At 73.3% G+C, this 16,044-nt stretch carries 17 protein-coding genes; 6 read left to right on the plus strand and 11 right to left on the minus strand.

Annotated features, from left to right (window positions below; translation table 11 throughout):
* Positions 1–38: 38 nt before the first annotated feature.
* Positions 39–1,415, plus strand: coding sequence for an ATP/GTP-binding protein (locus ACFWEP_RS19850; protein WP_387371599.1), 1,377 nt, complete (start codon positions 39–41; stop codon positions 1,413–1,415).
* On the plus strand, positions 1,360–2,001 hold the full coding sequence (locus tag ACFWEP_RS19855) for an RloB family protein (protein WP_387371600.1): 642 nt from the start codon (positions 1,360–1,362) through the stop codon (positions 1,999–2,001). The genes ACFWEP_RS19850 and ACFWEP_RS19855 overlap by 56 nt, the downstream gene beginning before the upstream one ends.
* A gap of 28 nt (positions 2,002–2,029) precedes the next feature.
* On the opposite strand, the gene ACFWEP_RS19860 is transcribed toward ACFWEP_RS19855, so the two are convergent.
* From ACFWEP_RS19860 to ACFWEP_RS19885, 6 genes are all read right to left on the minus strand, one after another.
* Positions 2,030–2,902 (minus strand): hypothetical protein, encoded by an 873-nt coding sequence (locus ACFWEP_RS19860; RefSeq protein ID WP_387371601.1) that lies wholly within the window; start codon positions 2,900–2,902, stop codon positions 2,030–2,032.
* Positions 2,903–3,139: 237 nt separating this feature from the next.
* Positions 3,140–3,484 carry a hypothetical protein gene (locus ACFWEP_RS19865; protein WP_387371602.1) on the minus strand — a complete coding sequence of 115 codons (345 nt, stop codon included), beginning with the start codon at positions 3,482–3,484 and terminating at the stop codon, positions 3,140–3,142.
* On the minus strand, positions 3,481–3,939 hold the full coding sequence (locus ACFWEP_RS19870) for a DUF6232 family protein (RefSeq protein WP_387371603.1): 459 nt from the start codon (positions 3,937–3,939) through the stop codon (positions 3,481–3,483). Before ACFWEP_RS19870 ends, ACFWEP_RS19865 begins: the two co-directional genes overlap by 4 nt.
* A gap of 498 nt (positions 3,940–4,437) precedes the next feature.
* The gene (locus ACFWEP_RS19875; protein ID WP_387371604.1) at positions 4,438–4,845 is read right to left on the minus strand and encodes a PIN domain-containing protein; all 408 of its coding nucleotides are present in this window, start codon (positions 4,843–4,845) and stop codon (positions 4,438–4,440) included.
* Positions 4,842–5,039, minus strand: a complete 198-nt coding sequence (locus tag ACFWEP_RS19880; RefSeq protein WP_387371613.1) for a hypothetical protein — start codon at positions 5,037–5,039, stop codon at positions 4,842–4,844. Before ACFWEP_RS19880 ends, ACFWEP_RS19875 begins: the two co-directional genes overlap by 4 nt.
* Positions 5,040–5,241: 202 nt before the next feature.
* Positions 5,242–7,758, minus strand: coding sequence for a helicase C-terminal domain-containing protein (locus ACFWEP_RS19885; protein ID WP_387371605.1), 2,517 nt, complete (start codon positions 7,756–7,758; stop codon positions 5,242–5,244).
* Positions 7,759–7,830: 72 nt separating this feature from the next.
* On the opposite strand from ACFWEP_RS19885, the gene ACFWEP_RS19890 reads away from it, so the two are divergent.
* Both ACFWEP_RS19890 and ACFWEP_RS19895 read left to right on the plus strand, forming a co-directional pair.
* Entirely contained in the window at positions 7,831–9,132 is a 1,302-nt protein-coding gene (locus tag ACFWEP_RS19890; protein ID WP_387371606.1) for a hypothetical protein, read from the plus strand.
* A 62-nt stretch (positions 9,133–9,194) separates the two neighbouring features.
* Positions 9,195–9,842 (plus strand): HAD family hydrolase, encoded by a 648-nt coding sequence (locus ACFWEP_RS19895; protein WP_387371607.1) that lies wholly within the window; start codon positions 9,195–9,197, stop codon positions 9,840–9,842.
* Between the two features lie 208 nt (positions 9,843–10,050).
* Here ACFWEP_RS19895 and ACFWEP_RS19900 read toward each other — a convergent pair whose 3' ends face one another.
* A complete protein-coding gene (locus ACFWEP_RS19900) occupies positions 10,051–10,290 on the minus strand; it encodes a hypothetical protein (RefSeq protein WP_328721062.1) in 240 nt (79 codons plus the stop codon).
* 169 nt (positions 10,291–10,459) lie between these two features.
* Between ACFWEP_RS19900 and ACFWEP_RS19905 the strand changes: the two genes are divergently transcribed.
* Positions 10,460–10,843, plus strand: coding sequence for a cold-shock protein (locus ACFWEP_RS19905; RefSeq protein ID WP_328721063.1), 384 nt, complete (start codon positions 10,460–10,462; stop codon positions 10,841–10,843).
* Positions 10,844–10,947: 104 nt separating this feature from the next.
* Here the strand turns inward: ACFWEP_RS19905 and ACFWEP_RS19910 are convergent, their stop codons facing one another.
* Genes ACFWEP_RS19910 through ACFWEP_RS19925 form a run of 4 tightly spaced genes read right to left on the minus strand, consistent with a single transcriptional unit; the run spans position 10,948 to position 14,542 of the window.
* Positions 10,948–11,838 carry a 1,4-dihydroxy-6-naphthoate synthase gene (locus tag ACFWEP_RS19910; RefSeq protein WP_387371608.1) on the minus strand — a complete coding sequence of 297 codons (891 nt, stop codon included), beginning with the start codon at positions 11,836–11,838 and terminating at the stop codon, positions 10,948–10,950.
* On the minus strand, positions 11,822–12,517 hold the full coding sequence (locus tag ACFWEP_RS19915; RefSeq protein ID WP_387371609.1) for a futalosine hydrolase: 696 nt from the start codon (positions 12,515–12,517) through the stop codon (positions 11,822–11,824). The genes ACFWEP_RS19910 and ACFWEP_RS19915 overlap by 17 nt, the downstream gene beginning before the upstream one ends.
* Positions 12,518–12,565: 48 nt before the next feature.
* A complete protein-coding gene (locus ACFWEP_RS19920) occupies positions 12,566–13,045 on the minus strand; it encodes a DUF2771 domain-containing protein (protein WP_387371610.1) in 480 nt (159 codons plus the stop codon).
* A 27-nt stretch (positions 13,046–13,072) separates the two neighbouring features.
* The gene (locus ACFWEP_RS19925; protein WP_387371611.1) at positions 13,073–14,542 is read right to left on the minus strand and encodes an MFS transporter; all 1,470 of its coding nucleotides are present in this window, start codon (positions 14,540–14,542) and stop codon (positions 13,073–13,075) included.
* A 470-nt stretch (positions 14,543–15,012) separates the two neighbouring features.
* On the opposite strand from ACFWEP_RS19925, the gene ACFWEP_RS19930 reads away from it, so the two are divergent.
* Positions 15,013–15,945, plus strand: a complete 933-nt coding sequence (locus tag ACFWEP_RS19930) for a DUF3027 domain-containing protein (protein ID WP_387371612.1) — start codon at positions 15,013–15,015, stop codon at positions 15,943–15,945.
* Positions 15,946–16,044: the final 99 nt, after the last annotated feature.

The raw sequence follows: 16,044 nt of genomic DNA on the forward strand, positions 1-16,044 counted from the left end.
GCCCTGAACGACAATCCTGACTGCGTTGGGGAGCTGCCATGCTGCTGCGGTTCCAGGTGATGAATCACGCCTCCCTCAGGGAGGAGCAGGAGCTGTCGCTGGTCGCCTCGGTCGAGCGGCCGGAGCGGGCCGAGGCCACGGCCCCCGGTGACCTGCGAGCGGTACCCGTCCTCGCGGTCTACGGCACCAACGCCTCGGGCAAGTCGAACGTCATCGACGCGATCGGCTGGATGCGGGACGCGGTGCTGTCCTCGTTCCGCACCTGGGACCCGCGCGGAGGCGTTCCCCGTCGGCCGTTCGCCCTCCGAGCGGACGCCGCCGCCCATCCGAGCTCGTTCGCGGTCGACTTCGTGCTGAAGGGTGTCCGCCACCAGTTCGGTTTCTCGGTCGATGCCCGGCGGATCACCGAGGAGTGGCTCTACTACTACCCCGAAGGCAGACAGCGGCGCCTCTACGAGCGCGACGCCGAGGAGGGGGTCACCTTCGGGCGCTGGCTGACGGGCCGGCGCAAGGTCATCGCCGAGCTGCTCCGGCCGAACAGCCTCTACCTCTCCGTCGCCGCCGCACAGGGCCACGATCAACTGAGTGAGGTGTTCGGCTGGTTCGGCGCGGGGCTGCGGATGGCGACCGACGAGGACTTCTCGCTGCGCCTCGACCACACCGTGGACCTGTGTCTGTCGGACCAGGAACACGCCGTGGACGGGCCGATGTCGACGCTGCTCCGGTACGCCGACCTCGGGGTGTCCGGGCTGGAGATCAAGGAGTGGGAGCCGGAGATCCTGGAGAGCGGCAAACGGGTCGTGCAGGCTGTCCGCGAGGCGCTGGGGGACGGATTCCAGGTGCAGGAGGCGGCCCGCAGGCAGGTACGGATCGAACACCGCACGGCCGAGGGCGTCTTCTCCCTGGACCTCGCCCACGAGTCGAGCGGTACCCGCACCTGGATCGGACTGATCGGACCCGTCATCACCACGCTGACCGAGGGCGGTGTGCTCTGCGTCGACGAACTCGACGCGCGCCTGCACCCGTACCTCGTCGACGCGCTGGTCGGCCTGTTCCAGTCGCCCGACACCAACACCACCGGCGCGCAGCTCGTCTTCAGCACCCACGAGGCGGCGTTGCTCGGGCGGAACGTCCGGACGGAACTCTTCCGGGACCAGGTGTGGTTCACCGAGAAGGACCCGGAGACTTTGTCCACCCGGTTGTTCCCGCTCACCGAGTTCGTGGTGCGGGACTCCGGCGGAGGGGAACCCGGCGACAACCTGGAGAAGCGGTACCTCGGCGGGCGGTACGGCGCGGTTCCGCATCTGGAGGACGACCTGCTGCGGGAGATGGCCGCAGCCTTCCGGCACGGGGGTGGGCGTGAAGCGGGGAAAACCGCTGAAGCGGACGAAGGGCGCTCGCGAGGAGCAGCGTAGGTTCCTCATCTACTGCGAGGGGGAGTGCACGGAGGAGCAGTACTTCAAAGGGCTGAGGGCCGATCTTCGCGCGCTGCCGGTCACCATCCAACTGGGCGGCCGGTACGGCGAACCCCGTTCCCTGGTCCGGGAGGCGATCGCGCACAAGGAACGTGCCCCTCACTCCTCGGCTGACCGCTGGACCTCGTACGACGAGGTGTGGTGCGTCATCGACGTGGAAGCGCCGGTTCCGCACCCCACCCTGCCGGAAGCTCTGCGTCTGGCCGAGCGCAACGGCATCGGCGTGGTGCGTTCCGATCCCTGCTTCGAGCTGTGGCTCCTGCTGCACTTCCAGGACAGCTTCGGCTACCTGACCTCGGACCAGGCGCAGCGCGCGCTGGAGAAGCTCGGAGCGTGCGGCTACTCCAGCAACCGCAAGCACCTGGACTTCGAGGCGCTGCGCACCGGGCACGCGGACGCGAGGGGCCGTGCCCAGGCGCTTCGGGAGCGGGCGACGAAGGTGGCGGAGGGGCGTGCCGTGAACCCCTGGACCGATGTGGACCGCCTCGTGGAGGTGCTCAAGGCGTCCAGGGGACGCAGGCCATAGCGCGCCCGCGGTGACGGCGCTCCCGGCCTCACGGGTGCAGCAACGCCCCCAGCGGGCTCCGCTCCGCCTCCGCCGCGGGCCGGGACACGTACAGCGCGGTGTGGAAGGAGCCCTCGGTCTCCTTGCCCTGCGGGTCCTCGCCGGCGGCGAGGGTGGCGGCGACGGCGTACCGCTGCTCCTGCTCGCCGGTGAAGCGGCGTTGCGGGTAGGTCTGCGCGGTGTGCTTCTCGGTGGTCAGACCGTGTGCGTCCAGGCAGTCGGCGATCGGCCGGTAGCTGCCGGTACGGAGCACGAACGCGGCGACCCACGCCGGGGCGTCCGCCCCGGCCAGCAGCGGCCCGAAGGTGCGGGGGGAGAGGAAGCTGACGCCGCCGGTGACGGTGATGAGGCGCACGTCCCGCGCGGCGCGCAGCAGGGCGGGGCTCGGGGGCGCGGTCTCCAGGTTCTCGGCGAAGCCGTCGTCGAGCAGGCCCACCGCGCGGGCGTAGGCGATGGCGCTCGGGGCGGCGTCGAGACCGAGGACGCGGACCGCGTCGGGGCGGCGGTGGGCGGGGTAGAACTCCCTGTCCCGCTCCACGAGTTCGGCGGTGGTCAGCGCGGCGGCCTCCTCGGAGGTGTAGTGGGTGTAGAGGTCGCTCAGGGTGAGGTGGTGGTTGAGCAGGGCGGCGTTGATGCCGTACGAGCAGCAGAGGTCCAGCACCGTGGTCGCGGACGGATCGGTCCCGCCGGGTCGGGGAGCGAGGGCGCTGAGCAGGCGGCGGAAGACGCTCTGGGCGTGGTGCGGCGTCTGGTAGCCCCAGGGCCCCAGCCCCCGGAAGAACGCACGCGGGTCGGGCTGGTCGTAGGTGTCGTCGAACGGGGTCATGGCGTCGGCCGGCTGTGCGGAACTCGCAGAACTCATCAGGCGTCCCTTCCCGAGCGTCCCTGCGGCCCGCGCCTGCGCCCGGCGGGGTCGCCCACCGCCGGGACCGGTGCGGACCCGGCGTCCTCCGGGCGAGTCAACGCCGGAAGGCGCCCGCTGGGAACAGGGCGGTGAGGAAACCGGCCACCCGGGACGGCTGCCGCACGACCCGGATTCCCGGCCGGTTCCGCGAGCCCCCGCCGCCTCTCTTCGTCCCTCTTCGTCCCTCTTCAGCTCTCAGCCGAGCCCGGCCAGCCGCGCGAGGGCGGCCGTGAGGGGCTGGGCCACCGGGCCGATGACCGCTGCGATCTGGCCGAGCCGGTCCAGAGCGTGCGTGCGCTCGGAGACGGTGGCTGCGCGCCCCCGGGCGAGTACGGGCAGGGTCTCTTCGACGGTGCGGGTCTGCTCCGGGCCGAGGTGGTCGTCCAGGTCGTGGAGCCGTCCGATCAGATTCTCCACGGCGGCTCGGAGCTCGGGGTCCTGAGTGGCGCCGACGGAGCCGTAGTTGATCCCGATGTTCTGGGGGCCTTCCTGGTTGAAGACGGGGCCGTTGTAGGTCGTGTGGTGCGTCGGTTCGCTCACAGCTTGATCCCCGTGTTCATCCCGCCGGTCTGGTTGAAGACGGGGCCGTTGTAGTTGTTCAACTGGTGGACGGTCGCCTTGAACTCGGCCTCCGGATGGTCGATCGCATGGACGATCAGCCCGGCGATCGCTCGCAGTTCGTCGACGCTCGGGAGCGTCGCGACTGCCCAGGAGCCACCGGCCGTCTCCACGGCCAGGATCGGTTTGGCCGGTTGGAGCATCTTCATGAGCAGGATGGCCAGAGCGACGGCGACGAAGAAGAACAGCGGCCCCGAGCCGTCCCCGGCGCTCGCGTCTTCGTCGGCCATCGCCATGACCGCCACGTACACGACGGCGATGACCGCCGCCCACTTCAGGAAGCTGACGAAGGCTTCGCCACGTCGGGGATTGAGCCTGAAAGCCTCGACCCGGGTGAGGTTGTGCAGCGGGAAAGCCGCCGATCCGAACCAGAGCATCCGGTTGCGGACGGAGATCTCCAGGACGTCGCGCGGGTGCGGAAGCTTCGGGAACGGCGGCGGCGACTGGGCCGGAGTCCTCGAAGGCGGCGGGGGCGGTCCGGCCGGCGGTCCCGGCGGTGGTGGCGGCGGCCCCGGCGGTCCGGCCGACGGTCCCGGCGGCCCCGGCGGTGGTGGCGGTGTGCTCGGTGGACCGACATTCCCCATGGCGTCCATGCGCTCCCCCGTACGGTCGACGTTCACCCGCGCTTCGCGGGAGTCCCATTAAGCGTCGGACCGGGGCGGTGCGTCAGACGAGAAGCGGCCAATTCCCGGTGGCAACAGGCCCTTGCGTGCCGGCCGTCGAGGGACGCTGCCCGTGCCGCCCACTCCTCCCCCGGCTCCGCGACCGCCGTGATGCGGTGCTGCGGACAGGTGCGGACCTCGTCGGCGGTGTGGTCGTACGCGGTGACGAAGCCGCCCTCCAGGTGTTGAGGTCCCGACACGCAGTGCCGGCCGTCACACGTCTCTGACGCCGACGCGCTCACCGCAGAGCTTCGACCAGTCGTCGCGGTCGGAGGTCAGCACGATGGCGGGGGCGGGGGAGCGGAGCGCGAGTGCCGCGACAAGGGAGTCGATGGCGTACTCGCGTCCGTGGAGTCCGCCCGCGTCCCGGAGCAGTGCCACCGCCGTCAGGGAGTCCTCCTGATTGACCGGTTCCACCCGGAGCCGGGAGAGGAGCCAGTGCAGCCGGGCCATGTCCGTCCTGCCCTGGACGGCTTCGACGATGGTCAGCGCGGACACGACGACGGGCACCCCTGCCTGCCGGGAGGCTTCGACGCGTGCCGCCATCCTGCGATCGTCGCGGAGCAGCAGGGAGAGGGCCTGCGAGTCCAGTACCACGGACCGGGCCGACTGTTCCTTCACGCGGCGTCCATGCCGGAAGTCCGCGCGCTCTCTTCCCCGAAGAGCTCCCGCCGGGCGTCCTCGACCTCCTGCTCCGTGAGCGCCCCGTGCTCCTCTTCGTGCGAGGCCACGATGTCCGCGAGCCCGTCCATGGCGAGCTGATGCCTGACGGCCTCGGTGATGTAGCCACTCCTGGGCCGAGGCCGAGGGGGCAGGCTGGCGGGGTGAGACGCCCCCTCTCACCCCGTGTTCGCGCAGCAGCTCGATCATGTTGCGCGACATCGGGATGGCCGCGTCACCGGCCTTGTCCTTGTCATTGACATGCATGGGTCCGTTCTGGACCTCACGCAGTTCGTTCAGACAGTCCGTGAAGGACTTGCGGTCCAGCGGCCAACCGGGCGTGGCCCACGGCCGGTCCTACTCCTCCGCCAGCTCCGCGACCCCCGTGATGCGGTGCAGCGGATAGGTGCGGACCTCGTCGGCGGTGTGGTCGTACGCGGTGACGAAGCCGCCCTCCACCCGCACCGGGGCGATCACGCGCTGGCTGGCGGCACCCTCCGCGTTGACGTAACCGATCCAGAGCGTGGAGCCCGTCATGGCTGCGGCCTGGACGGTCGCGAGGGTGTCCGCGGCAGAGGTGCGCGGGAGCGTGCCGGACGGGGCGCCGGACTCGGCCGCGGGCTCCTTGCGGACCACCGTGGCGGCCGTGTCACCGGCCCGGATGGCCCGTACCGCCGCGCCGAGCAGGGTGTCGTCCGGTACCGGCGGGCCCTCGGGCACGGGCACGGGGGCGGTACGCGGCGGAGTGCGGCGGGCACCGGCGCGGGTGATCAGGACGTCGCCTTCGGCGGACTCGGCGGCCGGGGCGTAACCGAGGTCGCGGAGCCCGTCGAGGAGCGAGGCGGGGTCGGTCTGCGAGGCGAGGACGGTCGGGGCGAGCCGGCGCAGCCGCAGTACGGCCGAGCGCTTGTCGGCCAGGATCTCGTTGAGCACGGACTCGTCGTCGCAGCGTACGTACGAGGACGCGGCGCCGATCCGGAGGTGGCCGTGACGCCGGGCCACGTCGTCGATGAGGTAGCTCAGCGGCTGCGGTACCGGGGTGCGGCTGTGCCGGGAGAGGAAGGCGTGCAGGTCGGAGGCGCTCTGACCGGCGTCGAGCGCGCGGCGCACCGAGCCGGGGGTGAAGCGGTAGACCGTCGCGCCGCCCTTCGACTCGACGTCGGCGAGGACCGAGAGGACGTCGGCGAGCGGGCGCTCCAGCGGCCCGGGGGCGACGGCCGTCAGGTCGGCCTGGAGGAGCACGTGGTCGAGCGGTTCCGGCAGCAGCGGGGCGAGCAGCGCGGCAGCGGTCTCGGCCGGGGTCGCCGATCGGTCCGCCGGGGTGCCCGCGCTCCCGGGCGCGGGCGGGAGCAGCGCGCGGGCCTGGGAGGAGAGGGCGCCGCGGCCGGTGATGCCGAGGAGTTCGGCCTCGTTGACGGTCCACAGCGCGATGCGGGAGCGCAGGTCGGCGGTGTTGCTCGCGCTCTCCTGCGCGGGGTGGACCTCGCCGCGCGAGCCGCCGCGCAGCGGGCGCTCCCAGCGCAGCCGGGTGAGCAGGGTCGCGGGGTCGGGCGCGGTGCCCGGCGGCAGCGCGGCGAAGAGGGCGAGCACCCGGCGGCGTACGTCGGGGGCGGTGGAGCGGTCGAGTTCGGGTCCGAGCGCGGACAGGGCACGGCCCTTGGCGTCCTGGCCGCCGACCAGCCCGGCGGTGCGGGTGGCCGCCAGCCAGGCGAGCGCGAGACGCGCCCAGCGCTGGGCGGCGGGGAGTTCGAGCCAGTCGTCGTACGCGGGCGTGGCGCCGTAGTGCTCGTCGCTCTCGCCGTCCGCGGCCAGCAGGCCGGTGGCGTAGGCGAGTTCGACCCAGAACGCGGCGACGGGCTCCGTCGTGTCGAGGGCGCTCGCGACCCGCTTGAGCTCGCGCACGCTCAGTCCGCCGGAACGCAGCACGGTGGGCCCGCCGCCGTTCCACAGCTTCAGCAGGTCCTCGACGGTGGACAGGGCGAGGAACGCCTGACCGGCCGCCGCTCTGTCCACAGCCTGTGGATCGCGTTCGGCGACCGGCTGGACGACCGGCGGCAGCGGCTCCGGTACGCGGTGGGCGCGCCCGGCCCGCAGATGCAGGGCCGCCTCGCGCGGCAGTACGACGGTGCGTGCCGACACCGGGAGCAGCAGACCGCGGTCGCGCAGCCAGCGGACGGGCGGGGTCGGGTTCGGCGTGATCTCGCCGTACGGCGGTCCCCACACCAGCCGGTCCAGCACCGACAGTGCCTCCACGGGCGCGGAGTCCAGCAGGTCCGCCATGCGCGTGCGGTCGGTGAAGAGGGCGGTGAGCGCGGCCACGGCGGAGACCGGGTCGTAGGTCGCGGAGAGTCCGGCGGCGGTCAGGATCTCCTGGAGCCGGCCCGGCGACATCCCGGCGGTGGCCTCGGCGACGGTCGGCCCGAGCCCGGTGGGGGAGGGGTGCTGCGGGGAGGGCGCGAGCAGCTCACGGGCGGTGCGCACCAGGTGCAGCCGCTCGTCCTCGCCCCAGACCAGGGCCTGTTCGCGCAGGGTCGCCAGGGCGCCCGGCAGCGCCGCGGTGATCGCGGCCCCGGTGCTGTCGTGCTGGGCGCCGTCGTCCTGCCCGTCGCCGGTCAGCAGCCGCAGCAGCGTGTCGTACGGGGCCGGGTCCGGGGCCACCGCGAGTGCCTCGGCAGTCTGCAGCGCGAACCGGTCGAGGTGTTCCAGCGCGCGCACCACGGAGGCCCGGGTGCCCGCCCGGGTGGCGAGCTGGGTGATGTCGCCCGGCACCGGCGTGAGCAGGTCGGGACGGGCGCGCAGCAGCCCGGCAAGCGCTTTGTCGCCGCGGACACGCAGAGCCTCGGCGAGCGTGCGCGGTGGTGTGGTCGTCCCCATCCGTCCCACGGTAGCCCCTGGAACGCTACGGTCGGAGCAGGTCAGCCGGAGGGAACCGAGGGGACGGGCCACGTGGGGATCGAGAGCGACCAGCTCGTCTACGAGTTCTTGAGCCGTGTCGGGGACCTGGCGCAGCGACAACAGCTGCCCTCCGGCGCCCGGATGAGGCTCGTCGCCCAGGTGCGCGACGAGATCGAGAAGCAGCGCGGGAAGACCGGGGCGAACTCGCCGGCCGCCGTGCGGCGCATCATCGGACGCCTCGGAGATCCCGGCGAACTGGTGGCCGCCGCCGTCGAGTCGGCGGGGGGCGGGGAACCCGTACCGCCCTCGGCGCCGCTGCCGCCGCCGCGTTCGGCAACCCCCGCGCGGGAAACGCCGCACGGCTCCGGTGACGCCCCGGCAGGACCCGTGCCGACGCCCCGGCGTGGGGTGTTCCGGCCCCGGCCCGCCGCCGAGGAGCCCTCCGGGGCGGGCGGGACGGATGCGGAGCGCGGCGAAACGGGATCGCGGTGGGGCGCGTCGCCGTTCCGCAAGGGCCGGGGCGGAAGCCGGGACACGGAAGCGGCGGAGGCGGCGGAAGCGGTCCACGGGCCGGGCGGGACGATCGGGCCGAGCGGGATCGACTGGGCGGCGGAGACCGGGGACTCCGGCTACTGGCCCGATCCGTCCGCCCCGCACGTGATCGGCCTGGACCGGCTCGGCGACACCGTGGGCGAACGCGAGTGGTGGCGGGTCGAGCCGGGCCCGTTCGGCGAGTTCGGCGACGGCGTACGGGTACCGGGGTTCACCGGCGGGGTGGAGATCCCCGCCCTGCTGAAGCCGCCGCCCCGCCCCCGCGAGGACGGCGCGGACGGCGAGGGCGGCGATCCGGACGAGGCGGAAGGAACGGATGCGGCGGACGGTGCCGAAGGTGCGCCGGGTGCTGCCCCGGCCGCCGCCCCCGGGCGCCTACGCAGGCGCCTCCCGCTGCCCCGGCTGCTCCGCCGCGCCCCGGCGCCCGCGCCCGCCGCGCCCGCCGCCGCCCCGGCCGGGCGCCGGCTCGGGAGCCCGGTGCTCCTGATCGCCGCCGCGCTGCTGGTCGCCGGAGCGGTGATCGGCTCGTGGCTGGCCCTCGCGGGCGGCTGGCTGCTCGCCTACAGCTCCCGCACGCTCTCCCGGGCCGAGGCGAAGTGGGCAGCCCTGGGGCTGCCCGGGGTGGTCGCCGCGGGGGCCGTGGTGTGGGTCTGGGGCAGGATGCGCGGGCGCTGGGGCGAGCCGATCGCCGAGGGCGCCATGGGCGACGTCCTGACGGGCCTGTGGCCGGTGGCGCTCCGCACGGCGGCGGTGGCCTCCGCCGTGTACCTGGTGTGGCGGGCGCGCCGGGCCCGCGGCTGAGCGGGGCGGGCCCGGGCCCGCTTCCCGCCCGCCCCGACACGGGGTCCGGGCGGGTCGGCACAATGGCAGACATGGCTTCGCACATCTCTTCGCACACGCTGACGGTCGGATTCGACCTCGACATGACGCTCATCGACTCCCGGGCCGGCATCAAGGCCAACTATCTGGCCCTCTCGGCGGAGACCGGTGTGCCCATCGACGCCGATCTCGTGGTCAGCAGGTTGGGGCCGCCCGTGGACGAGGAGCTCACGAACTGGTTCCCCGCCGACCGGGTGGCCGTCGTCGCCGACCGGTACCGGGAGACCTACCCGCGCCACGCGATCGTCCCGACCACCGCCATGCCCGGGGCCCGCGCGGCCATCGAAGCGGTGCAGGCGCTGGGCGGCCGGGCGATCGTCGTCACCGCGAAGTTCCAGCCCAACGCCGAACTCCACTGCACCCACCTCGGCCTCACCCCGGACCTGGTCATCGGCAGCCTCTGGGCGGAGGCGAAGGGCAAGGCGCTGCTCGCCGAGGGCGCGCAGGTCTACGTCGGCGACCACGTCGGGGACGTACGCGGCGCGCGGGTCGCCGGTGCCGTGTCGGTCGGCGTGACCACGGGCCCGTGCGACGCCGAGGAGCTGCGGGCCGCGGGCGCCGACGCGGTGCTGAGCGACCTCACGTCCTTCCCGGCCTGGCTGCGGGAGTACGAGGCACGGCGCACGGCCTGAAGCGCGGCAGAAGCGCGGCTGAAGCACAGCCCGAGGCGCGGCCGAAGCGCGGCGGGACGCGGCCGGGGCGCCCACGGAGCGCCCGGTGCGGCTACGAGCGCCGGGTACGACGGGACCGCGCCCGGTGCGGCTACGAGCGCTGGGTAGGACGGGACCGCGCCCGGTGCGGTTACGAGCGCCGGGTAGGACGGGACCGCGCCCGGTGCGGCTACGAGCGGCTCGCGGCCCGCTTCGGCGAGTTCGACCACACCGAGCGGACCACGCCCGCGGCGGCGATCAGGAAACCCACCCCCATGAGCATGCAGACCGCGTACGCGATCGACGGGAAGGGGTCGGTTCCGAGGAACAGTGGGGCCACCGTGACCAGCGTGGCGAGTGCGCCGACGAAGAAGACGACCGCGCCGATCCGGACCAGCTGGTCGCCCGCGCCTGAAGGAGTAGTGCTCACCCCGCAAGGGTAGTTCCCGCTGCGAGACATTGGCCCGGCGACGTCTTGTCCCGGGCCCAGGGGCCACTAGCCTGAAGATCGGCGGGTCCTGGCGACCCGCTCTCCTGCTGTACGGAGCCGTTTCCCGGCGGCTCCCCGCGCATCGACGAGCGACGAGGACGAGGACGAAGTGCCCACCGGCAAAGTCAAGTGGTTCAACAACGAGAAGGGCTTCGGCTTCCTCTCCCGTGACGACGGCGCGGACGTGTTCGTCCACTCGTCGGTCCTGCCCGCCGGGGTCGAGGGGCTCAAGCCCGGCCAGCGGGTCGAGTTCGGTGTGGTGGCCGGACAGCGCGGTGACCAGGCGCTTTCCGTCACGATTCTCGATCCGACGCCGTCCGTCGCGGCGGCCCAGCGCCGCAAGCCGGACGAGCTGGCGTCGATCGTCCAGGACCTGACGACGGTCCTGGAGAACATCACGCCGCTGCTGGAGCGGGGCCGCTACCCGGACAAGGCGTCCGGCGCGAAGATCGCCGGCCTGCTGCGCGCGGTCGCCGACCAGCTCGACGTGTGACCGGGAGCCGTCCGGTAGGGCGGCCCCCCGCGCACACCCCCGCACACACGCCGACGGCGGCCCCGGGAAGGGACCGCCGTCGGCGCGTGTCTGGCCAAAAACCGCTACGGCTGCGCGGGGAAGACCAGCGCGTCCGGCGCGAGGGCCGGGACCAGCCCCTCCGCCGCGGCGCGCGTGAGCAGTCCCCGGATCGCCGCGTAGCCGTCCTCGCCGAGGTCGGCGGTGAACTCGTTGACGTACAGCCCGATGTGCTGGTCGGCGACGGCCGGGTCCATCTCCTGGGCGTGCGCCAGGACGTAGTCGCGGGAGATCTCGGGGTCGTCCCAGGCCATGCGGACCGAGGTGCGGATGGCGTCGGCCAGCGCGTGCAGCTTCTCCGTGCCCAGCGAGCGCTTCGCGATGATCGCGCCCAGCGGGATCGGCAGCCCGGTGGTGGACTCCCAGTGCTGCCCCATGTCGGCGAGGTTGTGCAGCCCGTAGTTCTGGTAGGTGAAGCGGGCCTCGTGGATGACGAGTCCGGCGTCGACCTTGCCGTCCCGCACCGCGGGCATGATCTCGTCGAACGGCATGACGACGATCTCGCCGACCCCGCCCGGTACGGTCTCCGCCGCCCAGAGGCGGAAGAGCAGATAGGCGGTGGAGCGCTCGCTCGGTACGGCGACCGTCTTGCCGGTCAGGTCGGTGCCCGGCTCGCGGGTCAGGACGAGCGGGCCGCAGCCGCGCCCGAGCGCGCCGCCGCACGGCAGCAGCGCGTACTCCTGAAGGACCCACGGCAGCACCGCGTAACTGACCTTCAGCACATCGCCCTCGCCTCGCTCGGCGAGGCCGTTGGTGATGTCGATGTCCGCGAAGGTGACGTCGATCGGGGTGGCGCCGGGGACCCGGCCGTGCGCCAGCGCCTCGAAGACGAAGGTGTCGTTGGGGCAGGGGGAGAAGGAGATCTTCAGCGCGGCGTCCGTGCCGGTAGCGGCGGCGCCGTCAGTCGTTGCGGTCATGGTGGGTCCAACCTTCCAGTACGGGGATGAGCTTCCCGAAGGCTCCGGTGAGCGCGGCCAGGGCGTCGCCGATGCGCCAGGCGTCCCGGTCGCGCGGGCCGACCGGGTTCGACACGGCCCGGATCTCCAGCACCGGCAGCCCGAGCGAGCCGGCCGCCTCGGCGACCCCGAACCCCTCCATCGCCTCGGCGAGGGCACCGGGGTGGGCGGCCGTCAGGGCGGCGGCGCGCTCCGCGCTGCCGGTCACGGTGGACACGGTGAGCACGGTGCCGGTCGCCGCGCCGGTGGCGTCGGCGGCCTCCCGCACCAGGGAGCGGGGCGGCACGTGGAGCACCTTGCCGAAGCCGAGTCCGGTGACGGGGACGAAGCCCTCGGGTGTGTCGGCGCCCAGGTCGGCGGCGACGATGCCGCTCGCCACGACGAGGGAGCCGACGGGCGCGGCGGGCGCGAACCCGCCGCCGATCCCGGCCGACACGACGAGGTCGTACGGGCCGGAGGCCAGGGCGAACGCGGTGGCGGCAGCGGCGGCGGCCGGGCCGACCCCGCCCGCCAGCACGTCCAGCGGGCCGGTGCGGTGCAGTTCGGCGCCGGGCACCGTACGCACCTCGGGCGCCTCCCCGGACGCGCGTGTGACCGCGTCCCGTTCGGCGGGAACAGCGGTCACGACGAGCACACGCACGGGAAAGGATTCCTCCGACGAGCTACGAGGAAGGGGACGGAACGCGGATCAGTCGGTCTTCTTGAGCTTGAAGTGCCAGATGCCGATGAGCTTCGAACCGTCGGTCTCGACGACGCTGACCTGGGTCTCGTTGCTCGTCTCGCCGGTCTGGCTGGAGAAGAACGCGCTGCCGGTGATCGACCGGTAGGTCCGCTTGTACGGCTCCTGCTCGGCCTGCTGGCCGTCGATGAAGAGCGTCCAGCCGTTGTCGGCGACCTCCGGGTCGACGCCGAAGCGGACCCGGTCGTCCATGGCGACGTCGATCGACTTGTCGGCCTTCTTGTTCAGGCAGCCCTGGATCAGCGACTCCTTGATGGGATCGCCGTCGTTGTAGCAGGCGGCCTCGGTCGACACCGAGGTCGTGCCGACCGTCACGGTGGCGAGCGGCGTCGGCTTGTCGCAGGCGGACAGGACGAGGAGTCCCGCGGACACGGCACCAAGAGCGACGCCGATTCGACGGCTCTTACCTGAGAAGAACGCAACGGTCATGGGCCGAAGGCTATCGGTCGCTCCGCTTCACGCCACGCGGGGGTGCGGTGAGCCGCGCCGCGCGGAGGTCAGGAGACCCCGTACGGACGTTGCGGCACCCAGCGCGAGGATTCCGGCGGCGACCGACATGCCCAGTACTCCATTGAGCGGCAGCGCGATCCCGATGCCGCCGCCGACCACCCACGCCATCTGAAGGACCGTCTCCGACCGGGCGAAGGCGGAGGTCCGCACCTCCTCCGGCACGTCGCGCTGGATCATCGCGTCCAGCGAGAGCTTCGACAGCGCCTGGGTGAAGCCGGCGACCGCGCCGAGCACGGCGACGAAGACCGTCGAGAAGAACAGCGCGGCCAGCACCGCGGCGCCCAGCGCGATTCCCAGCACCGTCGCGACGATCACCTCGGGCCCGCGCGCCCGCAGCAGCGAGCCCACCGCCGTACCGCAGGCGTTCCCCACGCCCGCCGCGACACCGACGATGCCGAGCGAGACGGCGGCGCTCTGTCCGGACAGCGGCTCGTTCCGCAGCAGGAACGCCAGGAAGAAGATGAGGAAGCCGGAGAGCGCGCGGTGCGCGGCGTTGGCCTGGAGTCCGTGCAGCACCGAACCGCCGACCGACCGCAGCCCCGGCGGACGCTCCCGCTTCTCGCCCTTGCGGCGCCCCGCCGCCTCCCGCCGCCCGGCGCGCCTGACGGAGAGCAGGGTCGAGCCGGTCCGGGCGCCCTGCGTACGGGCGGTGGCCGCGGGTACGGCGGGCACGCCCTGCTCCTCCGCGAGGCGGGCCCGGCGCTCGCCCTTGGCGGAGTCCACCGTGGGCGGCAGGGTGAAAGCGAGGAAGGTGCCGCCCAGGAAGATCACGCAGGCACCGAAGAGCGGCCATGCCGATCCGACCATCTGGAGCCCCGCGCCGATCGGGGCCGCGATCCCGGTCGCCAGCAGCCCCGCCAGGGTCACCCGCGAATTTGCCTTCACCAAGGAGAATTTCGGTGGCAGCAGCCGCGGCACGACAGCGCTGCGCACCACTCCGTACGCCTTCGAGCAGACGAGCACCCCGAGCGCCGCCGGGTACAGCTCCAGGCCGCCGGTGGCGACCGCGCTCGACATGGCGATCGCGAGCACGGCGCGGACCAGCATCGAGCCCGCCATCGCCGCCCGGCGGCCGTGCGGCAGCCGGTCGAGCAGCGGACCGATCACCGGGGCGAGCAGGGTGAACGGCGCCATGGTGATCGCCAGGTAGAGCGCGACGCGGCCCCGGGCCTCGTCGGTCGGGACGGAGAAGAACACCGTGGAGGCCAGCGCCACCGTGATCATCACGTCGCCCGCGCCGTTGACGGCGTGCAGCTCGATCAGCTTGCCGAGCCCGGACTCACCGGCACCGTGGGCGTGCGTCACCTTGCGGATGGACCGCCCGGTGCCGAAGAAGCCCGAGTGCAGCGCGCGTCTCATCGACCGGCCCGCCCTGCGGAAGGGGCCGGAGACGTCGTGCGACCGGACGGAAGCCACTTCGTCATACTGCCCCAACCTTTCTCCGGCGAACCGACGACAGCGCGGGTCATCCGTCCACGAGGGTGCGGACGGCGGTACGGGGAGGACGGCGGTACGGGGAGGACGGGCGGCTTTCGAACGCGCCCTGGGGCGCGCGCCGCCCTCGGCGGCGGGAATTTCCCCGGCGTCGGGCCGGTGGAATCCGTCGCGTCACGCATCGGAAAGGTCGCGTTTGGGGCGGGCAGGTGGGCGAGGGGCGGCGGAGAGGGTAGCGTGCGTTACGCGCCACCGGCGGTTGTTCTTGGCCGCGCGCCTCTCCGCGATCCCGCAGAATGGGTCCTGAGAAGCACGCCCGAGGCAGGCAACAACGGGTGTGGACGTCGACGCGGTCCTCTGGTCCGCTCCGCCCACAGCCGTCATGGCTGAAATCGGACATCGATGGAGCCATCGGCGCGCTCGTGAGACTGCGTAGGAGAGAAGCGAGACCTGTGAGTGCTGCGACGACGCGAAGCCGTACGGCCCGTACCCCTGTTCCCGACCGGCTCTGTGCCGAAGCGGTAGACCTCGCGCGCGCCGCGGCCGAGGAGGCCGCCGCACCCGGCGAGGTCGGCGAGCACGTGGCCGTCGTGGCCGAAGGGGACCGGGTCGTCACGCACTACTTCGAGTGCGAGATGTTCGGCTACCGGGGCTGGCGCTGGGCGGTGACCGTCGCCCGGGCCTCCCGCGCCAAGAACGTCACCCTCGACGAAACGGTGCTGCTGCCCGGCTCGGACGCCCTGCTCGCCCCGGAGTGGGTGCCCTGGAGCGAGCGGCTGCGCCCCGGCGACATGGGCCCCGGCGACCTGCTGCCCACCGAGGCGGAGGACCTCCGCCTGGAGCCCGGGTGGACCGGCGAGACCGTCGACGAGACGGAACCGCCGGAGGTCTCCGACGAGCTGGCCGCCCTCGCGGACACCGAGGACGCCGAGCTGACGGGCCCGCGGCCGTCCGCGATCGGCCGGGGCTCCATCGCCTCGGTCGCCGAAGAGCTCGGCATGCGGCGTGCGCGGGTGTTGTCCCGGTACGGGCTGCACGCGGCGGCCGACCGCTGGGACGAGGAGTTCGGCCCCAAGACGCCGATGGCCCAGGCCGCCCCCGCGACCTGCGTGAGCTGCGCGTTCCTGGTCCCGCTGACCGGTTCGCTGCGGCAGGCCTTCGGTGTCTGCGCCAACGAGTTCGGTCCGGCCGACGGCCATGTCGTCTCGCTGGCGTACGGCTGCGGCGGTCACTCGGAGGCGGCCGTCATGCCGAAGCCGCCGACGCCCGCACCGCACGCGCTCGACACCATGCGGGTGGACACGTACCAGCTGCACCCCGAGCGCGACGGCGGCTCCGTCCCCGACGAGACCGACGCGCACGCCGACGACCTCGGCCACTCCTGAGGCACCGCTCGGCGGACCCGGCCGGTCCTGACCGGGCCGGCCCCTTCCGACGCACCGCACCGCGCGGGGGGGCCCCGCCCCCCCCCGGGCCCCCCCGGG

This window comes from Streptomyces sp. NPDC060198, assembly GCF_042728415.1.
In the GTDB taxonomy this organism is placed as follows: Bacteria; Actinomycetota; Actinomycetes; order Streptomycetales; family Streptomycetaceae; genus Streptomyces.

What these genes read in the sequence shown, in the direction of transcription:
- ACFWEP_RS19850 (WP_387371599.1), top strand. Translation starts at nt 39, where the DNA reads ATGCTGCTGCGGTTCCAGGTGATGAATCACGCCTCCCTCAGGGAGGAG.
- ACFWEP_RS19860 (WP_387371601.1), bottom strand. Translation starts at nt 2,902, where the DNA reads ATGAGTTCTGCGAGTTCCGCACAGCCGGCCGACGCCATGACCCCGTTC.
- ACFWEP_RS19870 (WP_387371603.1), bottom strand. Translation starts at nt 3,939, where the DNA reads ATGCTCTGGTTCGGATCGGCGGCTTTCCCGCTGCACAACCTCACCCGG.
- ACFWEP_RS19885 (WP_387371605.1), bottom strand. Translation starts at nt 7,758, where the DNA reads ATGGGGACGACCACACCACCGCGCACGCTCGCCGAGGCTCTGCGTGTC.
- ACFWEP_RS19895 (WP_387371607.1), top strand. Translation starts at nt 9,195, where the DNA reads ATGGCAGACATGGCTTCGCACATCTCTTCGCACACGCTGACGGTCGGA.
- ACFWEP_RS19910 (WP_387371608.1), bottom strand. Translation starts at nt 11,838, where the DNA reads ATGACCGCAACGACTGACGGCGCCGCCGCTACCGGCACGGACGCCGCG.
- ACFWEP_RS19920 (WP_387371610.1), bottom strand. Translation starts at nt 13,045, where the DNA reads ATGACCGTTGCGTTCTTCTCAGGTAAGAGCCGTCGAATCGGCGTCGCT.